At 55.1% G+C, this 21,137-nt stretch carries 22 protein-coding genes; 17 read left to right on the forward strand and 5 right to left on the reverse strand.

What is annotated here, in order from left to right:
• Nucleotides 1–106: 106 nt before the first annotated feature.
• Entirely contained in the window at nt 107–1,006 is a 900-nt protein-coding gene (locus AC2LB6_RS19505) for a LysR family transcriptional regulator (RefSeq protein ID WP_490094772.1), read from the reverse strand.
• Nucleotides 1,007–1,147: 141 nt separating this feature from the next.
• Between AC2LB6_RS19505 and AC2LB6_RS19510 the strand changes: the two genes are divergently transcribed.
• The 4 genes from AC2LB6_RS19510 (at nt 1,148) to AC2LB6_RS19525 (ending at nt 3,886) form a co-directional block, all read left to right on the forward strand.
• Nucleotides 1,148–1,471, forward strand: a complete 324-nt coding sequence (locus tag AC2LB6_RS19510; RefSeq protein WP_490094773.1) for a superoxide dismutase — start codon at nt 1,148–1,150, stop codon at nt 1,469–1,471.
• A 219-nt stretch (nt 1,472–1,690) separates the two neighbouring features.
• On the forward strand, nt 1,691–2,254 hold the full coding sequence (locus AC2LB6_RS19515; protein WP_010259033.1) for an NAD(P)H-dependent oxidoreductase: 564 nt from the start codon (nt 1,691–1,693) through the stop codon (nt 2,252–2,254).
• Nucleotides 2,255–2,334: 80 nt separating this feature from the next.
• The gene (locus tag AC2LB6_RS19520; RefSeq protein ID WP_490094774.1) at nt 2,335–3,057 is read left to right on the forward strand and encodes a putative quinol monooxygenase; all 723 of its coding nucleotides are present in this window, start codon (nt 2,335–2,337) and stop codon (nt 3,055–3,057) included.
• A 25-nt stretch (nt 3,058–3,082) separates the two neighbouring features.
• Complete coding sequence (locus tag AC2LB6_RS19525; protein WP_490094775.1) at nt 3,083–3,886, forward strand: carboxymuconolactone decarboxylase family protein; 804 nt, start codon at nt 3,083–3,085, stop codon at nt 3,884–3,886.
• 346 nt (nt 3,887–4,232) lie between these two features.
• On the opposite strand, the gene AC2LB6_RS19530 is transcribed toward AC2LB6_RS19525, so the two are convergent.
• Complete coding sequence (locus tag AC2LB6_RS19530) at nt 4,233–4,469, reverse strand: DUF2171 domain-containing protein (RefSeq protein ID WP_090963114.1); 237 nt, start codon at nt 4,467–4,469, stop codon at nt 4,233–4,235.
• Between the two features lie 355 nt (nt 4,470–4,824).
• On the opposite strand from AC2LB6_RS19530, the gene AC2LB6_RS19535 reads away from it, so the two are divergent.
• From AC2LB6_RS19535 to AC2LB6_RS19570, 8 genes are all read left to right on the forward strand, one after another.
• Nucleotides 4,825–5,421, forward strand: coding sequence for a DUF1349 domain-containing protein (locus AC2LB6_RS19535; protein WP_490094776.1), 597 nt, complete (start codon nt 4,825–4,827; stop codon nt 5,419–5,421).
• A 104-nt stretch (nt 5,422–5,525) separates the two neighbouring features.
• Nucleotides 5,526–6,545, forward strand: a complete 1,020-nt coding sequence (locus tag AC2LB6_RS19540; RefSeq protein WP_490094777.1) for a DUF481 domain-containing protein — start codon at nt 5,526–5,528, stop codon at nt 6,543–6,545.
• A 103-nt stretch (nt 6,546–6,648) separates the two neighbouring features.
• Nucleotides 6,649–7,614, forward strand: coding sequence for a magnesium and cobalt transport protein CorA (locus AC2LB6_RS19545; protein WP_490094778.1), 966 nt, complete (start codon nt 6,649–6,651; stop codon nt 7,612–7,614).
• Between the two features lie 376 nt (nt 7,615–7,990).
• Nucleotides 7,991–9,355 (forward strand): cytochrome ubiquinol oxidase subunit I, encoded by a 1,365-nt coding sequence (locus AC2LB6_RS19550; protein ID WP_490094779.1) that lies wholly within the window; start codon nt 7,991–7,993, stop codon nt 9,353–9,355.
• An 8-nt stretch (nt 9,356–9,363) separates the two neighbouring features.
• A complete protein-coding gene (locus tag AC2LB6_RS19555; protein ID WP_490094780.1) occupies nt 9,364–10,299 on the forward strand; it encodes a cytochrome d ubiquinol oxidase subunit II in 936 nt (311 codons plus the stop codon).
• Between the two features lie 66 nt (nt 10,300–10,365).
• Nucleotides 10,366–10,875 (forward strand): hypothetical protein, encoded by a 510-nt coding sequence (locus AC2LB6_RS19560; RefSeq protein WP_490094781.1) that lies wholly within the window; start codon nt 10,366–10,368, stop codon nt 10,873–10,875.
• A gap of 12 nt (nt 10,876–10,887) precedes the next feature.
• A complete protein-coding gene (locus AC2LB6_RS19565) occupies nt 10,888–11,337 on the forward strand; it encodes a DUF421 domain-containing protein (protein ID WP_490094782.1) in 450 nt (149 codons plus the stop codon).
• 250 nt (nt 11,338–11,587) lie between these two features.
• Complete coding sequence (locus AC2LB6_RS19570; RefSeq protein WP_490094783.1) at nt 11,588–11,821, forward strand: hypothetical protein; 234 nt, start codon at nt 11,588–11,590, stop codon at nt 11,819–11,821.
• A 37-nt stretch (nt 11,822–11,858) separates the two neighbouring features.
• Here AC2LB6_RS19570 and AC2LB6_RS19575 read toward each other — a convergent pair whose 3' ends face one another.
• A complete protein-coding gene (locus tag AC2LB6_RS19575) occupies nt 11,859–12,755 on the reverse strand; it encodes a lipid kinase (RefSeq protein WP_490094784.1) in 897 nt (298 codons plus the stop codon).
• 169 nt (nt 12,756–12,924) lie between these two features.
• Between AC2LB6_RS19575 and AC2LB6_RS19580 the strand changes: the two genes are divergently transcribed.
• From AC2LB6_RS19580 to AC2LB6_RS19590, 3 genes are all read left to right on the forward strand, one after another.
• On the forward strand, nt 12,925–13,197 hold the full coding sequence (locus tag AC2LB6_RS19580) for a cupin domain-containing protein (RefSeq protein WP_490094785.1): 273 nt from the start codon (nt 12,925–12,927) through the stop codon (nt 13,195–13,197).
• Nucleotides 13,198–13,208: 11 nt separating this feature from the next.
• Nucleotides 13,209–13,634 carry a DUF4186 domain-containing protein gene (locus AC2LB6_RS19585; protein WP_490094786.1) on the forward strand — a complete coding sequence of 142 codons (426 nt, stop codon included), beginning with the start codon at nt 13,209–13,211 and terminating at the stop codon, nt 13,632–13,634.
• Between the two features lie 138 nt (nt 13,635–13,772).
• On the forward strand, nt 13,773–14,090 hold the full coding sequence (locus AC2LB6_RS19590; protein WP_090963090.1) for a hypothetical protein: 318 nt from the start codon (nt 13,773–13,775) through the stop codon (nt 14,088–14,090).
• 68 nt (nt 14,091–14,158) lie between these two features.
• On the opposite strand, the gene AC2LB6_RS19595 is transcribed toward AC2LB6_RS19590, so the two are convergent.
• Nucleotides 14,159–15,382, reverse strand: coding sequence for an AI-2E family transporter (locus tag AC2LB6_RS19595; protein ID WP_490094787.1), 1,224 nt, complete (start codon nt 15,380–15,382; stop codon nt 14,159–14,161).
• A 352-nt stretch (nt 15,383–15,734) separates the two neighbouring features.
• On the opposite strand from AC2LB6_RS19595, the gene AC2LB6_RS19600 reads away from it, so the two are divergent.
• Nucleotides 15,735–16,064 (forward strand): hypothetical protein, encoded by a 330-nt coding sequence (locus AC2LB6_RS19600; RefSeq protein WP_490094788.1) that lies wholly within the window; start codon nt 15,735–15,737, stop codon nt 16,062–16,064.
• Between the two features lie 14 nt (nt 16,065–16,078).
• Here AC2LB6_RS19600 and AC2LB6_RS19605 read toward each other — a convergent pair whose 3' ends face one another.
• Entirely contained in the window at nt 16,079–19,840 is a 3,762-nt protein-coding gene (locus AC2LB6_RS19605; protein ID WP_490094789.1) for an NAD(P)-binding protein, read from the reverse strand.
• A gap of 602 nt (nt 19,841–20,442) precedes the next feature.
• On the opposite strand from AC2LB6_RS19605, the gene AC2LB6_RS19610 reads away from it, so the two are divergent.
• A complete protein-coding gene (locus AC2LB6_RS19610) occupies nt 20,443–21,135 on the forward strand; it encodes a YetF domain-containing protein (protein WP_490094790.1) in 693 nt (230 codons plus the stop codon).
• Nucleotides 21,136–21,137: the final 2 nt, after the last annotated feature.

A 21,137-nucleotide genomic window follows, 5' to 3' on the forward strand; every position in this document is an offset into this window, starting at 1 on the left:
CTGAAAGCAATCGCCGTTCGGAATATACGAAAGAAAACAGGCGAGATCTCGTCATAAATATCTGCCATTAGCCGTATCCATTAAGCCCGCTATTAGTAACAGTTGCTTAACCCGCAGTGTGCTTAAGCAGAAAGTCGATTAACGTTTTTACTCTTTTCGTTTTACCCGCGCTTTTAGGATAATAGAGATAAACCGGCGGATAAGTTTTCCAGTAACGCTCCATCACCGGAATAAATGCCTCTTTATCCGGCTGTAAATTATGAACCGGTTCAAACAGTCGCCCGATACCCAGCCCGTTGCGAATGCCATCAGCCATCACCTCAATATCATTACTCATCAACTGACCCGGCATCTCAACGGTCAGCTGTTCGCCATGATGATCCAGAATCAGCGGCAGAATACGATTATTGGTGATAAACCGGTAACCGATAAGCCGGTGCTGATGCAGGTCAGACGGAGACTCTGGAATGCCGAACGCTGCCAGATAGGCAGAAGAGGCATACAAACCTTCGCGAAACGGCTTCATCAGCGGGCGCGCCACCACGCCACCTTCCAGAATGTCGCCAAACCGGATCCCCAGATCAAAACGTTCATCAATGATGTTCACGGTGCCATCGTATACCGAAATTTCCAGCTGAATACCGGGATATTGCTGGCAGAAAGCGGCCATCGCAGGTTTCAGCACCAGCAGATAGGCAAAGCGCGAAAGGGTGATTCTGACCAGTCCCGACGGTTCCTGATTCTGGTCGCGGATGCTTTCCAGCGATTTTTCCAGCGAGGCTACCGCTGCTGAGGTTTGTTCCAGCAGCTGCTGTCCGGCATCGGTCAGCTCAATCTGGCGCGTGGTTCGTACAAATAGCGGATGACCGATGTGCGCTTCAAGCAGCTTCAGCGCCTTACTGACAGAGGGGGGAGTAATCTCCAGTTTGCGCGCTGCCGATGAAATATTTCCTTCGCGGGCAATGCTCTGGAAGATGCGTATCTGATTATAGATGGCGTTGTTCACGGGATAATCCTGACACAATCGGGCTGCTTATTATTAGCCGCAGGCTAAATATCTTTGAGTCAATAGTGGCCTAATCTTCACTAAATCGCGAGCATATACTCCTTATCAGTTCCCCCTGGCCGTGAATCTCAGGAGATTGCTATGCGAATTTTGTGTCTGGATAAACCCGCCCCCGATGCCACGCTGGAAAAGTATCACCCTCATCTGGCTGCCGAAGCTTTCCATGCCTGGAGTCTGTATAAATCCGGTGCGCTACGCGATATTTACTACCGACAGGATCGACCCGGCGTTGCGATCTTCCTTGAATGCGACTCGGTGGAACAGGCCCAAAGCCTGCTGGCTGACTTTCCGCTGGCAAAAACCGGTCTGCTGAGTTTTGACTGCATCCCGTTGGGAGCATTCACCAACTGGGAAAGCCTGTTCGCTGCAGAGTATAAGCCTCAGCAAGAGGGCGTGACCCAATGATCAGTCGCAAACCGCCACCGTGTGTTGTCACCAGTCATCCGACAGGTGTCAGGCAGGCGGCGCAGTAAAAACGCCGCGTGAAGCGCTAACGGCAGGAAAGGCGGATGCAGTAGCGATTGGATTTGATTAAACGGTGCCGGACGGCAAAAATTCCCCAGCGCGTGATGGCATCGCCAACGCCTGGCTATCTGTTAAAAAATAGATGATTAAAAATTGAAAATGAAAAATATATTAATTATTTCCGGTCATCCTGACCTGAGCCATTCGGTCGGTAATGCTACCATTCTTAATGAAGTCGCTTCTGCGCTGCCTGATGCTGAAATCCGTCGTCTGGATGCACTTTATCCGGACAACAATATCAATGTCAGCGCCGAACAGGATGCACTGCTGAAAGCAGATATTATCGTCTGGCAATTTCCCTTCTCCTGGTATTCGCTGCCAGGCCTCATGAAGTTATGGCTGGATGACGTATTTGTTCATGGGTTTGCGCATGGATCAACGGCCAGACTCGGCGGTAAAAAACTGATCCTCTCCTTCACCACTGGCGCACCGCAGGCGTTATACGCGGCAGATGGCGTCTTTGGTCATCAGCTGGAGGATTATCTGATTCAGTTTGAAACCACCGCTCGGCTCTGCAATCTGGAGATGCAGAAACCGGTTTATACCTGCGGGATAAGCTATGCCAGTCGTAATGAAACTATTATCACGCAGCAAATTGCTGCAGCAAAGCAACACGCGTCGCGACTCATTGCTCAGCTCAATGCGGAACTCACAACGGCTTAATAGCCAGATGAAACAGAAATCACACCGGTTAATACACCGAATGAATCGCAAATCACCTCATCCGATAATTAAGGCAGACCGTGAACAATATTACCGCTCTGACTCTGACTCTGCTGATGGCCGGCCCGGCATCGGCAGCCGCTTTAACAGAACCCACAAACCGTGTCATTAATCTGCATGAAATGGAAATTAAGGCCGGGAAAAACGGACCGTACGATGAAGTTGCCAGAGATAATATTACCCGTTCGCTGGCAGAGCAACCAGGTACGCTGGCGATGTATTCACTGAAGCGTAAAGAGAACGCTCATCAGGCTTATATGATTGAAATTTATGCGAGTGAAGACGCATACCAGCAACATCTCAGTTCAGAGCCGTACCGGTCCTTTATTCAGCACGCACCTGATCTTATCGGCCAGAAAAAGAGCACCGTGCTGGAGCCGCAGTTTCTGGGTGATAAACCCTTCGTACAAAATAAAGAAACCATCAATAACCTGGTGATTGTTGACGTGAAACCGGCCGATCAACAGGCATTCCGCGCTATTGTGCTGCCTGAAATGGCAGAGTCACTGAAGGTGGAACCGGGCGTACTGGCGATGTATGCCGCGACCGATGCGAAAAACAGATATCGCTGGTTCTTCTATGAAATCTACGCGAGTGACGCCGCCTATCAGCAGCACTGCGAAACGCCCCATTTTCGCGACTATATCCGGCTGACAGCTGAGATGACCGACCGCAAAGAGGCGATCCCCGTGGTGCCTGCTCTGCTGAAAAACCGCGGCGCTCTCAATTCTTTTGTTAACTGACCTTTACCAGGGAGCTGATCAGAGGATGAAAAAAGTGATTGCCGCCGCCGCGATCTCCATGATGCTGGCCGACCTGGCCGCTGCTGAACCCAAAAGAGGTGAAACTATGTTGAACGTCAATCCATCCAGCCTTTCGGTTGCCGACATTGAGTCCGTCTCTCCCGCACTGGCTCGTTTCGGACGTGAAGCGATAACCGATGATCTCTGGAAACGCGACGCACTTTCGATCCGTGACCGCAGTATCGTCACGCTTGCCATTCTCATCGCCCGCAACCAGCCTGCTGAGTTACAACATTACGCCGGTGTGGCGCTCGATAGTGGAGTGACGCCTGCTGAAGTCTCCGAAATTATCACTCACCTGGCGTTCTATTCCGGCTGGCCCAATGCGATGTCCGCAATTGCGGTAACCAAAAATGTGTTTCAGGCGCGAGATATTGGTGCCGATCAACTGGCCGAAGCCTCTCCGGCACTGTTGCCACTGAATCAGGCAGCTGAACAGCAGCGTTCTGCAACGGTGGAGAAAAATGTGGGGCCGATCTCGCCCGGGCTGGTCAGGTTTACCGCCGATCCGCTGTTTCTCAATCTGTGGCAGCGGCCAGCGCTACAGCCTCGTGACAGAAGTCTGGTGACGGTCAGCGCGCTGATTGCTTCGGGACAAAGTGCGCAAATTAGCTACCATCTCAACCGGGCGATGGACAACGGATTGACGGCTGAAGAAGCGGGCGAGATTATCACTCAGGCCGCGTTCTATGCTGGCTGGCCAAATGCCTTTTCAGCGGTTCCGGTGGTGGGGGAAGTACTGCGGGATCGCGCAGCAAAACAGGAATAACCCGCAGCGGGTGAGGATCTCAGGTTTTACTTCACCCGCCGTTTCTTACGCCCGCCGGATACCGACAGAGATCCGGCAAAGTGCTGCGCCATTCTGGTGGTTTTTTCCCTCCCGCCGCAATGCCATGATGACCGCTCCAAACTCTCCGCTTACGACAACCCGCCACCGGGCATAAAAACAGAGAGCACCGCGTCATGGAAAGTAAAAATCTGACAGATATTGCTGAAGACGTTTCAGACGGTGTGAAATATAAAGCAGTAATAAATGAAGAATGGGCAGGGCAGGACGCAGGAGTTATTTAACAGAATAAATAAAATAAGCCGTGGCGGGCGCCACGGCTAATGTTTTATGCAGACTGCCACTCACTTTCTACATCCGCTTTGGCTTTAGAGAGGATGACTTTATTATCGTCAACTTCTTTTACCCAGCTGAATGGAATAATGTGGTGTTTGCCGCCTGCTTCAGGATCGCTTTTCGCCAGCTTAATTTTGTCGTCGCCTTCAAAATGGTCGACAACTCCGACATGTTCGCCATTCACATCAACAACCTGCGCGTGATCTAAAATCTCTGATTTATCTACCATGGTGGCTTAATCCTTATATTTAATGAGTTCAGTTGCCCTCAGACAAAACAAGCCTGGTTGTTAAATGCTGTTTTCGCCAGGGGATTAACAAAATGAAATAGTTCAGTGAGCTGGACCTGGTCGCTGTTATTTATTGCCGGCAGGAGAATAAAGGGCATATAAGCGAAACCGCAAACAGAGTCGGAGTATCTGCAGCCACGGGTCTGCTGACCTCACTGCCTGCCACATCGACATCATCAGATTTGCCGCAATCGTCTGCCGCCCGTTCAACAATCAACGCTATGATAATCAGGTCAATCACCACGCCGCAGATCGCCCAGAACGCGGGCGGTTTAACTTACCCAAAGGAGTGCCTATGACAGCAGTCAGTTCAATTACCACTGAAGGTGGCGTCTGGATTAATCAGCCGCCGGTACACAGTCTGGATGGCGATACGCTGAGGTTCGAAACCGCGCTGAACAGCGATTTCTGGCAGCGTACCTGGTACGGATTCGAACGGCACAGCGGACACGCTTTCGGCTTCTGGGTGGAGCACGACTTTACCGTTCAGGTGCAGGTAAGGGCGGATTTCAGTCAGCTCTACGATCAGGCCGGGCTGTTTATTCAGGATAACGAAACGCACTGGGTTAAGGCGGGCATTGAGTTTAACGATGACCAGCCCGCCATTGGCAGCGTGTTGACGCGCGAGTTTTCCGACTGGTCTACCGGCGTTTTTCCCGGCGATGCGCGTCAGTTCTGGATGCGCGCTACGCTGCAAAATTCGGCGCTGAGGATCCAGTACTCCACCGACGGGGTGACCTGGCCACTATTACGGCTCTGCCCGTGGCCCGGTCAGGTGCGGCGGTTTGTCGGAGTGATGGGCTGTTCGCCTGAACGTGAAGGGCTGGCGATGAGTTTTACGGACTTTGCTATTACTCCACCGCTCGGCAAAGCACTGCACGATCTCTCCTGACCCAGGCGGCGCATTGCATATCGTCGCAGAATCGGCTTAATTGTCAGGTCAGAATTTGCGTTGACGCGTCGCCCGAGTAAGACGACGCCTTTACAGGGAAAGCTATGCGTTGCCCCACCTCCTTTACCACGCTGCTGGTCACGCTTTGCTGTGCCGGATGGGCACAGCAGGCCGCAGCCGATACCGTCTGGCTGAATAACGGTGACCGGCTGACGGGCACTATTCGTTACCTCAGCGACGGTAAGCTGGCAATAGAGACACACTATGCCAGCACCATCACACTGGACTGGAGTGCGGTCAGTACGCTCGCCAGCGAGAATCCGGTAAACGTCGAAAACAAAAAGACCGGTGAGCATTATCAGGTGCGGCTCAGCTCGTCCGATCCCGGTTATGTGTGGGTAGAACACAATGAGCAGGAGCAGCAGGTCTCGCTGCGGCGCATTGACGAGTTCATGAAAGCGAAAGTCCGCACCGATCAGCTAGCATGGACCGGCAACATCGATGCGGGTGTGAAGGTCAAAAAAGCTTCGACTAAAACCGACGACTACAGCTTCGCGCTCAACACCAAGCTGAACCAGGGAAAATGGCGGCACGACATCGGCGCGACCTACAATCGCGAGCAGGAAAATGAGAGCGTCAACACCGATAACTACAGTCTGCGCTACGCCTTTGACTATCTGGTCAGAGAGCAGTTTTTCTGGCAGACCCGCGCGACCTACAAGCGCGACTGGGTAGAGAATCTGTCGCGGCAGGCACTGATCGGCACCGGCCCGGGTTATCAACTGTGGGACACCGAACTCAGTACGTTTTCACTCTCGCTGCTGGGCGGTGCCTTTGAGTATGGCTACAGCGATGACAGGGAAGAGCGGCACTTTGGCGGCTCAGTGCGATGGAACTATCAACGCTATCTGCTGGGCAAATCGGTCACGCTTTACAGCAACGGCGATATCGGCCATTCGCTGGATGATGATGGCGTATTTATGCTGGATGCTGAAGTCGGGATGCGGTACAGCCTGACTTCCTGGTCAACCCTGCATATTGGCTATCATCGCAATCTGGTCAGCGGCATACCCGATACCCTGAATGAAGGGATCTTCTCCACCGGACTGGGGCTGAAGTGGTAGTCCGCTGATTGCGCAACGTCGCAGCAAATCCTTACTGTTTTTATCCGGTTACAGGCCCGGCATTAGCTAAGCTCCTTGTACTGTCACAACAGGAATGCAGAAGATGATCGTAAGCAGCATGGTGTATCGTCCGGGATGCGCGGGCGAAGAGGTCCAGGTCGATGATATCAGTGAAGTAATTAAGGAGCCGGAGGCGTTTATCTGGCTCGGGCTGTGGCAGCCAGACGCCGAGTTTATGGCGAAGATTAAAGAGGAGTTCGGACTGCACGAACTGGCGGTTGAAGATGCGCTTAATGCCCATCAGCGACCTAAAATCGAACATTATGGCGACTCGCTGTTTATCGTGGTGAAAACGGTGTGCGCGAAGGACGACACCTGCGAACTTGGCGAATCCCATTTCTTTGTCGGAAAAAAATTCCTTATCAGCATCCGTCACGGCGCATCTGAGAGTTATACGCCGGTGCGGCAGCGGGCGTCTGAAAACCCGGCGTTGCTTAAGTTTGGCCCCGCTTATCCGCTCTATTGCCTGCTCGACTTTGTTGTGGATCGTTACGCCGCGCTTTCCACTTCACTGAATGAGCGAGTCGGGCAGATGGAGAACGATCTCTTCACCAGTGAATTTGATCGCAAGTCGGTACAATCGGTCTACACCATGCGGCGTCATTTGCTGTCGCTGCGCAATGCGGCGCTGCCGGTCGAGGAGATCTGTAATCAGCTGATCCACCTGCATGAAGACCTGATCCCGCGTCCGCTACGTGCCTATATCCGCGACGTACAGGATCACGCCCGCCATGTGGTGACCGACGCGGAAGACATGCGCGAGATGCTGACCAGTGCCATGCAGGTTAACCTGGCACTGGTGACGGTGCAGCAGAATGAGGTGGTGAAAAAGCTGGCTGGCTGGGGTGCGATCCTGGTGATCCCGACCGTGGTGTTCAGTATGTATGGCATGAACTTCGAGCATATGCCGGAGCTGAAGTCGCTGTATGGCTATCCGCTGGCGGTGGGGCTGACCCTGCTGGCCTGCGGCGGGCTGTGGGCTAAACTGCGTCGCTCCGGCTGGCTGTAAACTAACGGAATAGTACGCTACGGCTTATTCTATCGCTACGCTTATGGCTATTTAAGCGTAGCGATGAGTAAGATGCGTTAATAATCCTATCCCTCAGTAAAATAAAATAATTATTAAATGAAATAAGCCTGTTATCGCTCCGCTTATTTATTACATTGCTCTGTTGATCTGGCCGGATTTTTATTCTTTCGCTACGCTGATAATACAATCTTATAACCCGTACATCCCGGCGAAATAAAATTTGCAGCGCTGATCTGTGGCAACGCATCTTTATCCGGAGAAAGGCTGATGACAGAACGAACTCGCCATCCGCGCTTATTAACATCTGGTCATTGTCCGTCGTTACCTGCGCGCGGCGCAGAGGGAAAGCCCGATTGTGACTGATCACGACTGGGTGTTAATGATTGCCCGGACGCAGTTTGCGCTAACCATGGGCATGCACATTACGCTCGCAGCACTGACGCTGGGGCTGGCCCCTTTTCTGGTGTGGTTTGAAGCGCGCTGGCTGTGGGGGAAACAACAGGTCGCCCGTGATGCACTGCATTTTTGGCTGACGATTTTTTCCCTGACGGTAGCGATTGGGGCGGTCTCTGGTGTAGTGATGGAGTTTCAGTTCGGAACCCACTGGGCGCGCTTCTCTCATCAGGTGGGTGGCGTTATCGGGCCATTGATGTTTTATGAGGTGCTGGTCGCCTTTTTCCTTGAGTCGGCCCTGACCGGCGTGATGCTGTTTGGCTTCAATAAAATCCGGCCAGGCGTGCATTTTGTCGTGACCTGTCTGGTGGCGATCGGGGCGTTGCTGAGTGCGTTCTGGATTCTGGCGGCTAATTCATGGATGCATACGCCGGTCGGCTTCACGCGAGACGAGAAGGGCATTTTTCTGGCCGAAAGCTGGCAGTCGATATTAATGGCCCCCTCCTTTCCGTGGCGTTTCAGCCATATGGTGATGGCGTCGCTGATTGCGGTGGCGGTAATGATGATGGGGGTGGCGGCCTGGCGACTGCGCCATTTCAGGGCGGAGGCTGCTTCGCAACTGATGCTCAACAGCGCGCTGACCTTTCTGTTGTTTGCCGTTCCAGTGCAGATAGTACTGGGCGACCTGCACGGCGAAAACACTCGTGACTATCAGCCCGCTAAACTGGCCGCGATTGAAGGTGGCTGGCACCCCCCTGCGACGGGGGAGGGCGAACCACTGCGACTGTTTGCGCTGCCGGATCAGCAGGCGCAGCGCAACTCTCTGGAGATCAGCCTCCCCAGCCTTGGATCGCTCTATCTGCGGCACAACCTCTCCGGTCATATCAAAAGCCTGAGCGAATTTCCTGCGGATGCGATTCCACCGGTGTTACCGGTCTTTTTCGCTTTTCGCCTGATGGTGGGGCTGGGGCTGATCATATTGCTGACCACGCTGGCCGCTAATCTTCAGCGCTGGCGTGGAAGACTGGCGATGTCAGGGCGCTTGCTGCGCTGGCTGACCTGGCTTTCTCCGGCAGGCTTTATCGCGCTGCTGTCAGGCTGGGTGGTGACTGAAGTCGGGCGTCAGCCGTGGACGGTTTATGGCATGGTGCGAACAGCAGAGAGTGTCTCACCACTGGCCCTGAGTACCACACTGAGCATTTTCCTGGCGGTACTATTGATTTACGGCCTGGTGTTTGCTCTCGGCTTACGCTATCTGCTGCGTCGGATTAAAGGTGAACTACCCTCGGGTGAGCCGGTGGTCATTCAGCTTAAAACGCCCCATTAGGAGTCGCTATGGCCGATTTGTCTGCCATGATCATTTTTCTCTCTTTGCTGCTTTATCTGTTACTGGATGGGACCGATCTGGGTGTGGGTATGCTGTTTTTCTGGTTTCACGATGATCAACAGCGTGAGCTGATGACGCACAGCATTCTGCCGGTCTGGGATGCAAATGAAACCTGGCTGGTGCTGGCCGCAGGCGGTTTACTGGCACTGTTTCCGCCGGTCTACAGTCTGCTGCTCAGTGAGTTGAGCGCGCCACTGTTCACCATGCTACTGGCACTGGTTATGCGGGCGATGGCGCTCGAGTATCGTGCCCAGAGCAGTACCCGGTTACGCCGCTGGCTCGACCCTATCATGGCCAGTTGCTCGGCGCTGGCGACGTTTATTCAGGGCTGGTGTGCTGGCATGATCATCAGCGCTCAGCCTCTGACTGGGCTGCCTGATGGGCTGAGCCTGGTTCCGCTGATGAGTGGAGTTGGATTAATGGCGATCAATTCGCTGCTGGCCTGTTGCTGGATCGGCTGGCGAATCGGCGACAGAGTACAACCCCTGGCGGAAGCGCAAAGCTGGCTATGGTGGCTGCTGGCGCTGATAACCTTTTTGTTCGAACTCTATTTCAACGCCGATATCTGGCATCAGAGCTGGCAGCGACCGCTGGGTAAAGTGGCTGGTGTGGCGATCGTCACGCTATGGATTGTTTTGCCAGTGGCGCTCTGGCGAGCCAGGCCGCTGCTACAGCTTATTGTGGCGCTGATGCTGATCGGGGCCGTGTTTATCGGTTTGCTGTGCGGCCTTTATCCGTGGCTGGTGCCGTACCAGTTTGCCATCAGTGAAAGCGCTTCCTCGCCGGTCACGCAGGGATTCGTGCTGGTGGGCGCGGCGATTGCCATGCCGCTGACGCTGCTCTATCACAGCTGGTCGTTCTGGGTTGAACGGCGCGCTAAATGACCCATGTCCGCTATGTTTTGGGCAGCGAGCCGTTGAGGCTGGCGGCTGACAGGAGATAATCGCAGGGTGAAAAAAAATTACACAGGCAGTCGGGATTACCCGATAAAAGAAGATATGCGCTGGATACGTCGTGAATGGCTGATTCAGCGTATCGGTGAATATGTCCTGATTACGCTGGTAATTTTGGGGGCGTGTGGATTGTTTTCTAAAGGGGTGCTGAGTAACGGTAGCGCCCGCTCGCCGGACGGGACGATCCAGGTGGAGTATGAACGGTTTGGCCGGGTTGAGAGTAATATGGATATGCGCATTCGCTACAACGCACCGGTAACCGATCGCTTTAACGTTACGATTGGCGGTGGCGCCCTGGATAACCTGCAGATCCAGACGCTGCAGCCTCAACCGCTGGAGGCAGTGACGATTGGCAGCGATCTGCGGCTGACCTTTTCGTCGCGTGATACCGGTCCGGATCACGCTATCTGGATCGGACTGCAGCCCCGAAATCCTGGTCGCATTGCTGTCAGCGTCAGCCGTGGCGATCATCCTCCGGCTCGTTTTACCCAATGGATCTATCCCTGACAGGAGTGCTTTATGGAAACGGTATTACGTGCCGCAGCGATCTACCTGGTGCTGATGGTGGTGATCAAAATCGCGGGCAGACGTACCCTGCTGCAGATGACCTCTTTCGATCTGATTCTGCTGTTAATCATCAGCGAAGCAACCCAGCAGGCGCTGCTGGGCGACGATTTTTCGGTGACCGGCGCGGCACTGACCATTATCACGCTGGTAACGATTGATATCGTGCTGGGCAAACTGAAAAGCCGCTTTCCGGTGGTGGAGCAGGTGATTGATGGCGGCCCGGTGATCCTGGTCGAGAATGGTAATCTGCTTATCGAGCGTATGAAGATGACCGGCATCAGCCCTGACGATGTGCTGGAAGCGGCGCGATCCGGGCAGGGGCTGGAGCGATTCGATCAGATTAAATATGCCGTGCTGGAGGTTAACGGCCATATCTCGATTATTCCCCGAGCCGATAAATAGTTCTGGCGGGTGATTGGCTTTAGCCTGGCCTGGCAACCCCCGTGCCGGAAACGCGCAGGTGACGCACGCCTGAGCCATCCCCGTCAGGCCCCGGATGCAGTACACATCCTCATTGCGTCACGCTGCGCTTGTTCTGCCGCTGCCCTTGTAATCCTGTCGATTTAGTTCAGACTTAGTATTCCACTCATGTTTTATCATCAGAGCTGGCCTGACTATCAATCAGCGTTATGCTTTTACAGTCAGGATTAAAGTGAATGAATTTACCCGTTTTACCTTCTACCCGGTTACCGGCTGGCATATTGGACCTCTGAACTCGCATCAGGCACTGGTTCTCAAATTCGGTTACATCGATCCCGAAGCCCCGCATGAAAAGGGCCCGCAGGAGACCCTGTTTCTGGGTCTGACCCTCGAAATGGCGAAAAAGCTGGTCGCCAATCTTTCCGAACATATCGACTGCGCTGAAAAAAAGAGCACCAGGCACTAGTTTCGTAGTGTGGCAGGTTGTGGTGTCGGCTTTCAGTCTATTTTGCTGCGCTGTCGCACGGTGCATACACCTGCAGCGCACGGGCGATCAGCCGGAAATGGGCGGGCGTCTGACCGATAATTTCGCCGTCTGCATTGATGTAGTGAGAACGACGTGTCTCTATCGTCAGTTCCGTGGTGCTGAATGCCCGCACGTTGCGCCAGCGTCCATGCGTGCCGCGCCGCAGAAAGGGCAGCAGCGCAATGAGCTGCCAGCTGTGCTTTAACTCCAGACTGTAGACATCGAGCAACCCATCGTCAGGAGCCGCTCGCTCTTCCACCGTCATACCGCCACCGTAGAAGCGCCCGTTACCTACCGATACCTGAACCGTTTTAATTGGCGTCCGCTGACCCTGATGGACCAGCATGGCGCTGAACGGACGGCTCTGCCGCAGCAGCCGCAAAGCCGCCAGGGCATAACCGCCCACGCCCCAGCGCTTTTTCGATTCCGCCGTGAGGTTGCGCGCCAGTTCCGCCGAAAAGCCGATGCTGGAGACGTTCAGAAACAGGTGCTCATTGACTTCACCCAGATCCACGGCGCGCAGCTGTCCGTCTGCGATTATTTTCACCGCCTGTTCCAGCGTGGCGGGAATGCCCAGCGTCCGGGCAAAATCGTTGGCGGTGCCCAGCGGTAAAATCCCCAGCGGCAGGTTGGTCTGCATCAGTCCCTGCGCGGCCGCGTTAAGCGTGCCGTCGCCACCGCCCACGATCACCGCATCGACGCGACCGGCATACGCGGCGATGAGTTCGCTGTAGCTGCGGGTCTCATCCTTCTCCGGTTGCAGCAGGGTGAATCCGGCCTGAGCCAGCAGCGTCTGCGCCCGGCTGGCTTCAATGCGTCCTTTGCGTGAGCGCTGATTAATCAGTAGCAGGGCGGTTCTCTCGTGGTGAGACATACTTTGCGTCATCCTGATGTCAAAATGGGGGAGCGAGACGGTAAGTACAGCATCGGCCTGACCGGTGAACAACGTTGCTTGCGCTACTTTACGTAAAGTATTGAGTGCCATAGACGGCGATAAAGATCGTCTACACTGCTTAGGGTCAGTTCCACATTGAGGAGTTGCAATGACCGAACACGAATTCAGAAAATTGTTAGCCGATCAGGGTTTTGACGAGCCATTGCTGATCGAACGTGCAGCGTCAGCCGAGCTTGATAATCACGTCCATCCCTTTGAATCGCTGGCCCTGATTCTCAGTGGGGACATCACCATCAGTACCGAACAGGGCGATACCACTTATCATCCCGGTGAGACATTTCACCTGCAGCCGAATGAATTGCATCGCGAGGCATTCGGGGCGCAGGGCGTCAGTTATCTGGCGGGACGTAAATATGAGTGACTGGCATTAGCATGAAAGTTTCTGACGATCTGTTTATCCGGCTGGCACGTTCGCCGTTCCGCCATCGCTTTCGTCTGGGACGCGCTGAGTATGATTATGCGAACAGCAAAGGCGAGCCGGTGTTGCGTCAGCACGCCGCAGAGTTTGTGGCACAGCGGCTGGCACCTGCCCAGCCTGAGAATGATGGCAAGCAGACGCCGATGCGCGGCCATCCGGTGTTTATCGCCCAGCACGCTACCGCGACCTGCTGTCGTGGCTGTCTGAGCAAGTGGCACAACATCGGACAGCATCAGCCGCTGAGCGCTGAGCAGCAGGCGTATGTGGTGACGGTGTTACTGGAGTGGATCACCCGGCAGATGCAGCAGCCTGCGCCACCTGCTCGTGTGACCCGAAGCCAGCCGAAACCGGACGACGATCCGCAGCTGGCACTCTGGTAGTGGACGAAAAATCTACAACCAATCGCTTTTTCTGGTGAAAACTGGCCCTTTTTGATTCCTGGTTTATTCTTAAATCTTTCCTGGCAAGGCTATGCCAGGATTAAAACCTACACGGCAACGATGAATACAGAGGGAATTATGAAGAAATCAATTATTGCACTGTCTGCTATTTTGCTGGCCTCGCCAGTATTTGCTGCTACCACCACAGACAACACCGTAGCGGAAGCCCACAAAGGCGCTGATACTGCGAAAGAAAAACTGCACCAGAGCCAGAATGAAGGCAAAGAGCTGAAGCTGAAGTCTGAGCACGCCGCTGAAGGCAAGAGCCACACCACCGGTAGTAAAATCACCGAAGGTACTCAGAAGGGCTGGCACAAAACCAAAGAAGGCACTGAGAAAGGCTGGGATAAAACCAAGCAGGGTGCTGAAGATCTGAAAAACAAAGCGACCAACTAATTCGCGGCTGTTTTCAGGTTAAAAAAAGAACCCACCTTACGGTGGGTTTTTTTATGGTCCGACGCGGATTACGATTTCTTTTCCACTGCCTCTTTCTCTGAGGCGGCTAACGCAGAGACTTTCCTTTCCGTCTCTGCCGCCGCATCGGCGGAGGCCGCCGTCGCTTCAGCCGCAGCCTCTGCAGCGGTATCGGACTGTTTCTTGCCTTCTTCAATAAACTCTTCGTCGATGGCTTCGATGTTTTCGCGGTTATCGCGTCCGGAGAGCAGATTCCAGCAGGCGATAAACAGGGCGGCAATCACCGGACCGATAACAAAACCGTTGATGCCGTAAATCTCCATGCCGCCCAGCGTGGCGATCAGGATCAGATAGTCAGGCATTTTGGTGTCTTTGCCGACCAGCAGCGGACGCAGGATGTTATCCACCAGTCCGACAATCACCACGAAGAAACCCACCAGGAACAGCCCTTTCCAAAGCGCACCGGTGGCGAAGAAGAAGATTGCCGCAGGCACCCAGATGATGGCGGAACCCACTGCCGGAATAAGGGAAAGGAACGCCATCAGCGCGCCCCACAGCAGGCTGCCGTCGATGCCGGTAAACCAGAAGGCCAGCCCGCCGAGAATACCCTGAACGATACCGACTACCACCGTGCCTTTCACCGTCGCGCGCGCCACGGCAGCAAACTTCACCATCAGGTGATGTTTCACGTAGGTTGAGAGCGGCAGCGCTTCCAGAATCAGATGCACCAGATAGGAACCATCTTTCAGCAGGAAGAACAGCAGATAGAGCATGATGCCAAAGCCGACGGTGAAGCTAAACGTCCCTTTACCGATGATAAAGGCGCTGCCCGCGACATACTGGCCACCTTTGAGGGCAAACGAGGAGAGCTTCTGCTGAATCTGCCCGGCGTTATCCAGATTATTTTCAGCCAGAAAATGCTTCGCCCAGCGTGGCAGATGCTGCAACAGATCGGCGAACACGACCGGAAACTGCGACGAGTTGGTCTGCAATTTGTGATAGACCGCGTTGGTTTCGACCACCAGTGAGGAGGCGATAATGGCCAGCGGCGTAAACACAATCAGACAGATACAGAGCAGGGTAATTAACGCGGCGAGGCCATTGCGATCACCCAGTCGGTTGCGGAGATACGTTTTCAGCGGATGGAAAATCACCGCCAGAATCGCCGCCCATAGAATCGACGAGAAATAGGGCGAAAGCACGTCAAAAAAAGCGACGGTGGCGATAGCCAGAATCAAAATGAAAAACCCGATGTTCAATCCTTTAAAGCGCATGGAAAAACCTCATCTGGAACAAACTCTGATAAACCCGACGCACGAATTTTCTGTGTCTGGCTTCGCTTATGCGATTGCCGCGTCACAGATTATCGGTCAGGCTTTGCTCTTAAAATGCTGCTACTGGCAGCATCATGCTGGCTAACTATCTGAAAGGTCTGGCAGAAGTGATGAACGGGCAATGTGCGTTCGCTGCGTGACTTCCGGTCGGTAGCAGGCTGCCTCTGATTGCAGCGCGCTGAATCCTACATTAGCGTAGCGGTTTCGACCATTATTGATAGGTCAGAGACTCATGTTCCCGGTATATGCTGCCGATAACCCTGTTAACCGGGCAAAAAACAGGCAATAAGAAATGAGTAAACAGAGATTTTTAATCGTGCTGCTGGCGCTGGTGTTAACCGGTTGCGCCACCAAACAGTATCCTCAGGCGGCGGCGGTGACGCCGGAAGAGACAGCGACACTGAACTGCAGCGCATTGAATCAGGAACTCGTCAAAGCGCACAGCGTGCAGAGTGACATTGAGCAAACCGGCCAGTTTGATGCCCTGACCGTGCTGGGCTTTGTCGGGGATTTCGGGCTGGGTAATGGCATTGCGAAATACAATGCCACTCAGAAGGTGGATAAGCGAGTCACTGAGTTGCAGTCGCTGAAAGCGGCAAAATGCAGCCAGCGACTGTCGTAGCGGGCTGCGTCGGATCAGCCCAGAGTTCCTGCGCTGACATGCTGTAGCCGGACATTTTCTGCGGCGCGTTTACCGGCCAGGAAGGCGTGATCCGAGTTGTAATATTCCCACTCGCTGTAGCGACCCGACAGATGAATGTCCTGGGTCAGCAGCCACTGGCGGATCAGCGCCACATTATCGCTGCGCGCATGGTCATAGACCACATAGGCATAAGGCATATCGACCTCCGAGGCGCAGAGCAGCGGATCGTCCTCAGTAATCATGCCGACCCGGATGCAATCCTGACGGCAGCGCTCAATCAGCGCATCGCCCTCCAGCGGCAGCGGATTGGCCGCGTTGTAGGTGATTTCACAGGTTAAGCCGAAACCGCCCGGCGGGTTGCAGTGCGGACTGGCATTGCCCTGCACAAAGATGCGGTGAAACAGCGTATCGCCAGGATAGTAAATCCAGTGCTTTTCGGTCAGGTCAGCCCGGCCAATCCCCAGATTCACGCAGCGCACAGAAACAAACTGCAGCTGTTTCGCCGCCTGTTGCACACTCTCCGGCACCTCATCGCCCATCAGTTTAATCAGCTCCGGCAACGGCATGGTGCTAATCAACTGCTCATAACGGTAGTGGCGACCATCCGCCAGCAGCGCGACATGCGCCTGCGAATAGATGCGGGTCAGCGTCGTATCCGTTTCCAGCGTACATTTCAGATGCGGCAAGAAGCCGGACATCAGTGCCTGGAAACCGCCGCGCAGCGGATAGCCAAATCGGGCGTTAGGGCCGACCGGTTTCGCTAGTGGTTGTAGTGCGCCATCGATGATCTGCGACAGATCGGGCAGTGGGACGCGTCCGCCCAGCCACGAGGTTTCCATGTCGGTCAGCGGCACCTTCCACAGCTTCTGGTTGTAGGGCAGGGCAAAGTGACGTGCGATGCCTTTACCCCAGGTTCGCATAATGAAGTGCTGGAAATCCTCTTCGCCTTCCACAATGCCGCTGCTGCTGCCCTCATCAGGAATCGCGCCATCCGCACAGCAATCCCGCCGCGCCCGCGCGCGATCCAGCGGCACGGCAGCTGTCGCCGTTGCGCCATAACGCGCCTCGATAGCTCCCAGCACGCACTCTTTCACCACCTCGATCGGCAAGCCGTGCAGCGCAGACTGGAAAGGATAGCGGGTATACACGCCGTCACTGTAGACCCAGGCTTCACGCGCCTGCCAGTGCAGATTGTCGCCCAGCAGCATCTCATAGAGCTGCAACACATACGGGTCCTGCGAGAACATAATGTGACCGGCATAATCGAAGGTGAATCCCTGATCGTCAATCGAGCGGCACCAGCCGCCTGGGGTGCTATTTTTCTCCAGCAGCACGGCACCTTCGCCATAGTGATAACCGGCGCTCAGCCCGGTGGGTCCGGCTCCGATAATCAGGCAGGGCACCGCATCGCTCTCCAGCATGGCCGGCGCTAACGGTGTGACGTTAGCCTGGGCGCGGGTCTGGCTGGCTGACTTCAGAGCAGGCTGACGCTGCGTCAGCGCCTGCTGGATCAATCCATGAATCTGCTCTGCGGTGCGATCCCACGAGGTGGCATCCACTTTGGCCTGCATCCGTCCCGCCAGCACCAGCCGTTCTGCGGTATCTATCGCCATCGCCTGTTCACAGGCGGTAATAAACGCCGCGTGCGTCTCTGCTACCGCCACTTCCTCTGCGTAGTGGCGCGCCACATCGACAATCGCGGTACTGACAACCGGCAACTGCGCCGCCATATATTCCAGCACCTTGGTTGGCGAGATATAGCGGGTAGAGGCATTAATCGCAAACGGCATCAGACAGACATCCCAGCCTGCCAGGAACTGCGGTAGCGCCTGGTAGGGCTGCTGGCCGAGCCAGTGAATATTGTCGCGCTGTGGCAGGCTGGCGGGATCAATTTTAACCACCGGCCCGACCATAATAATTTGCCATTCGGGATGACTATCTGCCAGTGCCGCAATCAGCGGCAGGTCGATGCGTTCATCCAGCACGCCGTAATAACCCAGGCGCAGCGGCGGAATCGTATCCTGCAGCGGATGATGGTTAGTGCGATCGCGCGCCTGTTCAAAATGAATGGCATCGACGCTGCTGGGGAAGCAGTAGACCTGAGGGTGTTTATCACGCTTCGCTTCATAGAGGCTGGAGCCGCCGGTAAAGACCAGATCGGCGCGGGTCATCAACGCGGATTCACGCTGCTGAAGCTGACGTGGCGCATTCTGGAAGGCGGAAAGCTCATCCATGCAGTCGTAAATCACCAGTGATGGATCAAAGGGCGTCAGCAAGGGCAGCGCCATCGGCGTATAGAACCAGATCAGCGGCGGTTCATCTTCTTCCAGCAGTGGCGTCAGTAGCAGCAGCAGCGGGGCGATCTGGCTGTCGTGAAAACCTGGCGCGTCGCTGTCGGTGTGCGGCTGGATCACCGTGATGTTAGCGGCAGGTGAACTCTGATGCAGACCCGGTGGTCCCGCCTGCCAGACCGGCTCCTCGACAAACAGCACGCGATAGTGCTGAGCCAGACGTGTCAGTAGCTGCTGCGGGCGCTGAAAAACAAAACCCCAGCGTAAGTGGCTGAAAACGATGAGTACAGGTGGTTTCATGGTGTGCTCCTGGCTGGGATGTAATGGGGACTGGATGTGCTGCAAAAAGCGCTGTGCCTGGCGTAATGCGTCGGCATAAAGCTGCTGTAACTGGCGGGCGTAAGGATCGGGACCCTGCAGATCGAGATCCCACAAACCGCTGCGGGTCCAGAAGGTGGTCTCCTCCCATAAGGGACGATCGAGAATCGGATAGAGGCAAATGCCGAGCAGTTCAGTGCCTGCCAGCTGCGCCTGCGCCACCTGTGCGGCGATTTCACTGATCCAGGCTCCGCGTCCGCTGCCGACATGACTGGTTTCCGCCAGCAGCAGTGGCCGCTGATAACGCTGCCAGACCTGCTGCAGCATCTGATGCAGCGGCAGGCGGCGGCTGTCGCCCAGATGCCAGTAAAGCCGCTGGTTCGTTCCCTGTTCCCACTGATTATCGTGGTAGTAATTCACGCCGATCAGATCGAGATAGCGTGGGGCGCCACCCAGTTCCGGGTTGCGCCTGCCGCTGAGCATGTCCCACGCCTGATACTGTGTGTCACACATCTCACATGCCAGCACATCGCTGGCCGGATCCGCGGGATCGGGCACGATATGAATCAGCGGATCGCAGTGCAGCAGACGGGCGCGGGGATCGGCCAGCCAGATCGCATCACAGGCTGCCAGGGTGGCGCGCACCAGCTGCTGCTTGGCGGCATCTGCCCGATCCGGCTCCGGGATCGCCTCACAGGCGAACAGCCCGACCGAAATGCCCCAACTGACAAAGGAGATCTCATTCATCGGGGCGTAGACCGGCGGCTGCTGATACCAGGGCGCCAGGAAGCGGGCCAGTGCGCCACAGAAGGTGGCGAAACGGCTGACAAAGTCGCGATCAAACAGGCTGACGCCCGCAGGCCAGCCGTAGTGGCAAATGGTCCAGCTTAGCTGGATCCCCTGCTGCTCTGCGGCCTGCATCCGGGCGGCGATCGTCGAGAAGTCATAGCTGCCATCATGCTCACATAAGCGCCAGCCGACGCTTTCGCGCACCGTGCGAATGCAAAAGGGGGCCAGGGCGGCATAATCCTCTGCTGCACGCGCCTGATGCTGGTTGAGATCGTTCATCGACAGCGCTAGCCCGTCAGGATTGATATGATCGGCACCTTCGTAGCCGGCCTGCCAGAAACTGTTGAAAGGCGTCATGGTATCTCCCGAAAAAAGCAACATGCTTCCCGCTGACGAGCCGTCGCGAAACGGGCCAGGGGGTGACAGGTATGCATTGCAGACTGGTCGATCTGACCACTCTGAACAGAAGGGCGCTCCATGCCATGAGCCACAGACACTGAGGTGCAGGCATCAGGTCCTGTGGCGTAGCAGATGAGTGAGATAGCAGGACTACACGGGCGGCGCTATCGGCAGGAAAGTGCTGGCTTCTCTTGATGTTAACGGATTTTTTGGAAGCCTTAGTGGAAAGTATAGGATCGAAGGTGTGGTTCGCAAATTATTGAAGTGAAAAGAAAAAACGCAGCGGTAAAAACAAGGCAGTCTTAAACAGGAACTTTTTGCATCCAGTTTCAGGCTTGGCTCGATAAGCGCAGCGTGAACAGAATCAGCACTACTTTCAGCTTTGTGAACCTTTTCCTCAACATGCAGAGCGGTCAGACTCGACTGCTGTCACGTTACTGCTTCGCTTGCCTTTTGGCGGGCTGGCGACAAGATTTACTTATCACTGGCCTGAATCTGCGGGCCATCATTGGGCGGCTGCGACGATGCATGCCCCTTCAAAACAGGATGTTTAGCAGACTATGTTCTCATTCGACTGGCACCGTTTCTTACTCAACGATCAACCGGCCACCTTTTTATTTGAAGTGGTGGCGCGCGTTCTGATCGCCTATCTGGTGGTTTTTACCTTTCTGAAAGTCTCCGGACGGCGCGGCGTGCGTCAGCTGTCGCTGTTCGAGCTGGTGGTCATTCTGACGCTGGGTTCCGCATCCGGTGACGTCACGTTTTACGATGATGTGCCGGTGCTGCCGGTCATTATGGTGTTTGTGGTCCTGCTGGCGCTCTATCGCCTGACCACCTGGCTGACGGCGCACAGCTCGCGCTTTTCCCGGCTTATTCAGGGCGACGTCATTACCCTGATTAAAGACGGATTGTATGTGCTGGAGAGTCTGGATCGGCTGAATATTTCCGAAGATGAGTTCTTTATGGAGTTGCGCCAGAGCGGCGTGGAGCATCTGGGGCAGATCCGGCTGGCGCTGGTGGAGGTGGATGGTCAGCTCAGCCTCTATTTCTACGATGACGATGAGATGCGCCCTGGATTAAGCATATTGCCGCCGGAGCATCGGCAGGATTACAGCACTGTGCCGGTCAGCGGACTTTATGCCTGCACCCATTGCGGCCAGACGCAGAGGATTGAGGCGGAGCAGCAGGCCGTCTGCCCGCGCTGTCAGCGGCAACGCTGGTCTGCGGCACTAAGCCGGCTTCGGCTGCATTAACC

It is taken from the genome of Pantoea sp. RCC30.1 (assembly GCF_058148845.1).

Excerpts from the sequence above, each read along its gene's own strand:
- AC2LB6_RS19535 (WP_490094776.1), top strand. The coding sequence starts at position 4,825 with ATGACAGCAGTCAGTTCAATTACCACTGAAGGTGGCGTCTGGATTAAT.
- AC2LB6_RS19610 (WP_490094790.1), top strand. The coding sequence starts at position 20,443 with ATGTTCTCATTCGACTGGCACCGTTTCTTACTCAACGATCAACCGGCC.
- AC2LB6_RS19530 (WP_090963114.1), bottom strand. The coding sequence starts at position 4,469 with ATGGTAGATAAATCAGAGATTTTAGATCACGCGCAGGTTGTTGATGTG.
- AC2LB6_RS19585 (WP_490094786.1), top strand. The coding sequence starts at position 13,209 with ATGAAAGTTTCTGACGATCTGTTTATCCGGCTGGCACGTTCGCCGTTC.
- AC2LB6_RS19575 (WP_490094784.1), bottom strand. The coding sequence starts at position 12,755 with ATGTCTCACCACGAGAGAACCGCCCTGCTACTGATTAATCAGCGCTCA.
- AC2LB6_RS19595 (WP_490094787.1), bottom strand. The coding sequence starts at position 15,382 with ATGCGCTTTAAAGGATTGAACATCGGGTTTTTCATTTTGATTCTGGCT.
- AC2LB6_RS19600 (WP_490094788.1), top strand. The coding sequence starts at position 15,735 with ATGAGTAAACAGAGATTTTTAATCGTGCTGCTGGCGCTGGTGTTAACC.
- AC2LB6_RS19545 (WP_490094778.1), top strand. The coding sequence starts at position 6,649 with ATGATCGTAAGCAGCATGGTGTATCGTCCGGGATGCGCGGGCGAAGAG.
- AC2LB6_RS19525 (WP_490094775.1), top strand. The coding sequence starts at position 3,083 with ATGAAAAAAGTGATTGCCGCCGCCGCGATCTCCATGATGCTGGCCGAC.
- AC2LB6_RS19565 (WP_490094782.1), top strand. The coding sequence starts at position 10,888 with ATGGAAACGGTATTACGTGCCGCAGCGATCTACCTGGTGCTGATGGTG.
- AC2LB6_RS19540 (WP_490094777.1), top strand. The coding sequence starts at position 5,526 with ATGCGTTGCCCCACCTCCTTTACCACGCTGCTGGTCACGCTTTGCTGT.
- AC2LB6_RS19580 (WP_490094785.1), top strand. The coding sequence starts at position 12,925 with ATGACCGAACACGAATTCAGAAAATTGTTAGCCGATCAGGGTTTTGAC.
- AC2LB6_RS19515 (WP_010259033.1), top strand. The coding sequence starts at position 1,691 with ATGAAAAATATATTAATTATTTCCGGTCATCCTGACCTGAGCCATTCG.
- AC2LB6_RS19510 (WP_490094773.1), top strand. The coding sequence starts at position 1,148 with ATGCGAATTTTGTGTCTGGATAAACCCGCCCCCGATGCCACGCTGGAA.
- AC2LB6_RS19555 (WP_490094780.1), top strand. The coding sequence starts at position 9,364 with ATGGCCGATTTGTCTGCCATGATCATTTTTCTCTCTTTGCTGCTTTAT.
- AC2LB6_RS19590 (WP_090963090.1), top strand. The coding sequence starts at position 13,773 with ATGAAGAAATCAATTATTGCACTGTCTGCTATTTTGCTGGCCTCGCCA.
- AC2LB6_RS19605 (WP_490094789.1), bottom strand. The coding sequence starts at position 19,840 with ATGACGCCTTTCAACAGTTTCTGGCAGGCCGGCTACGAAGGTGCCGAT.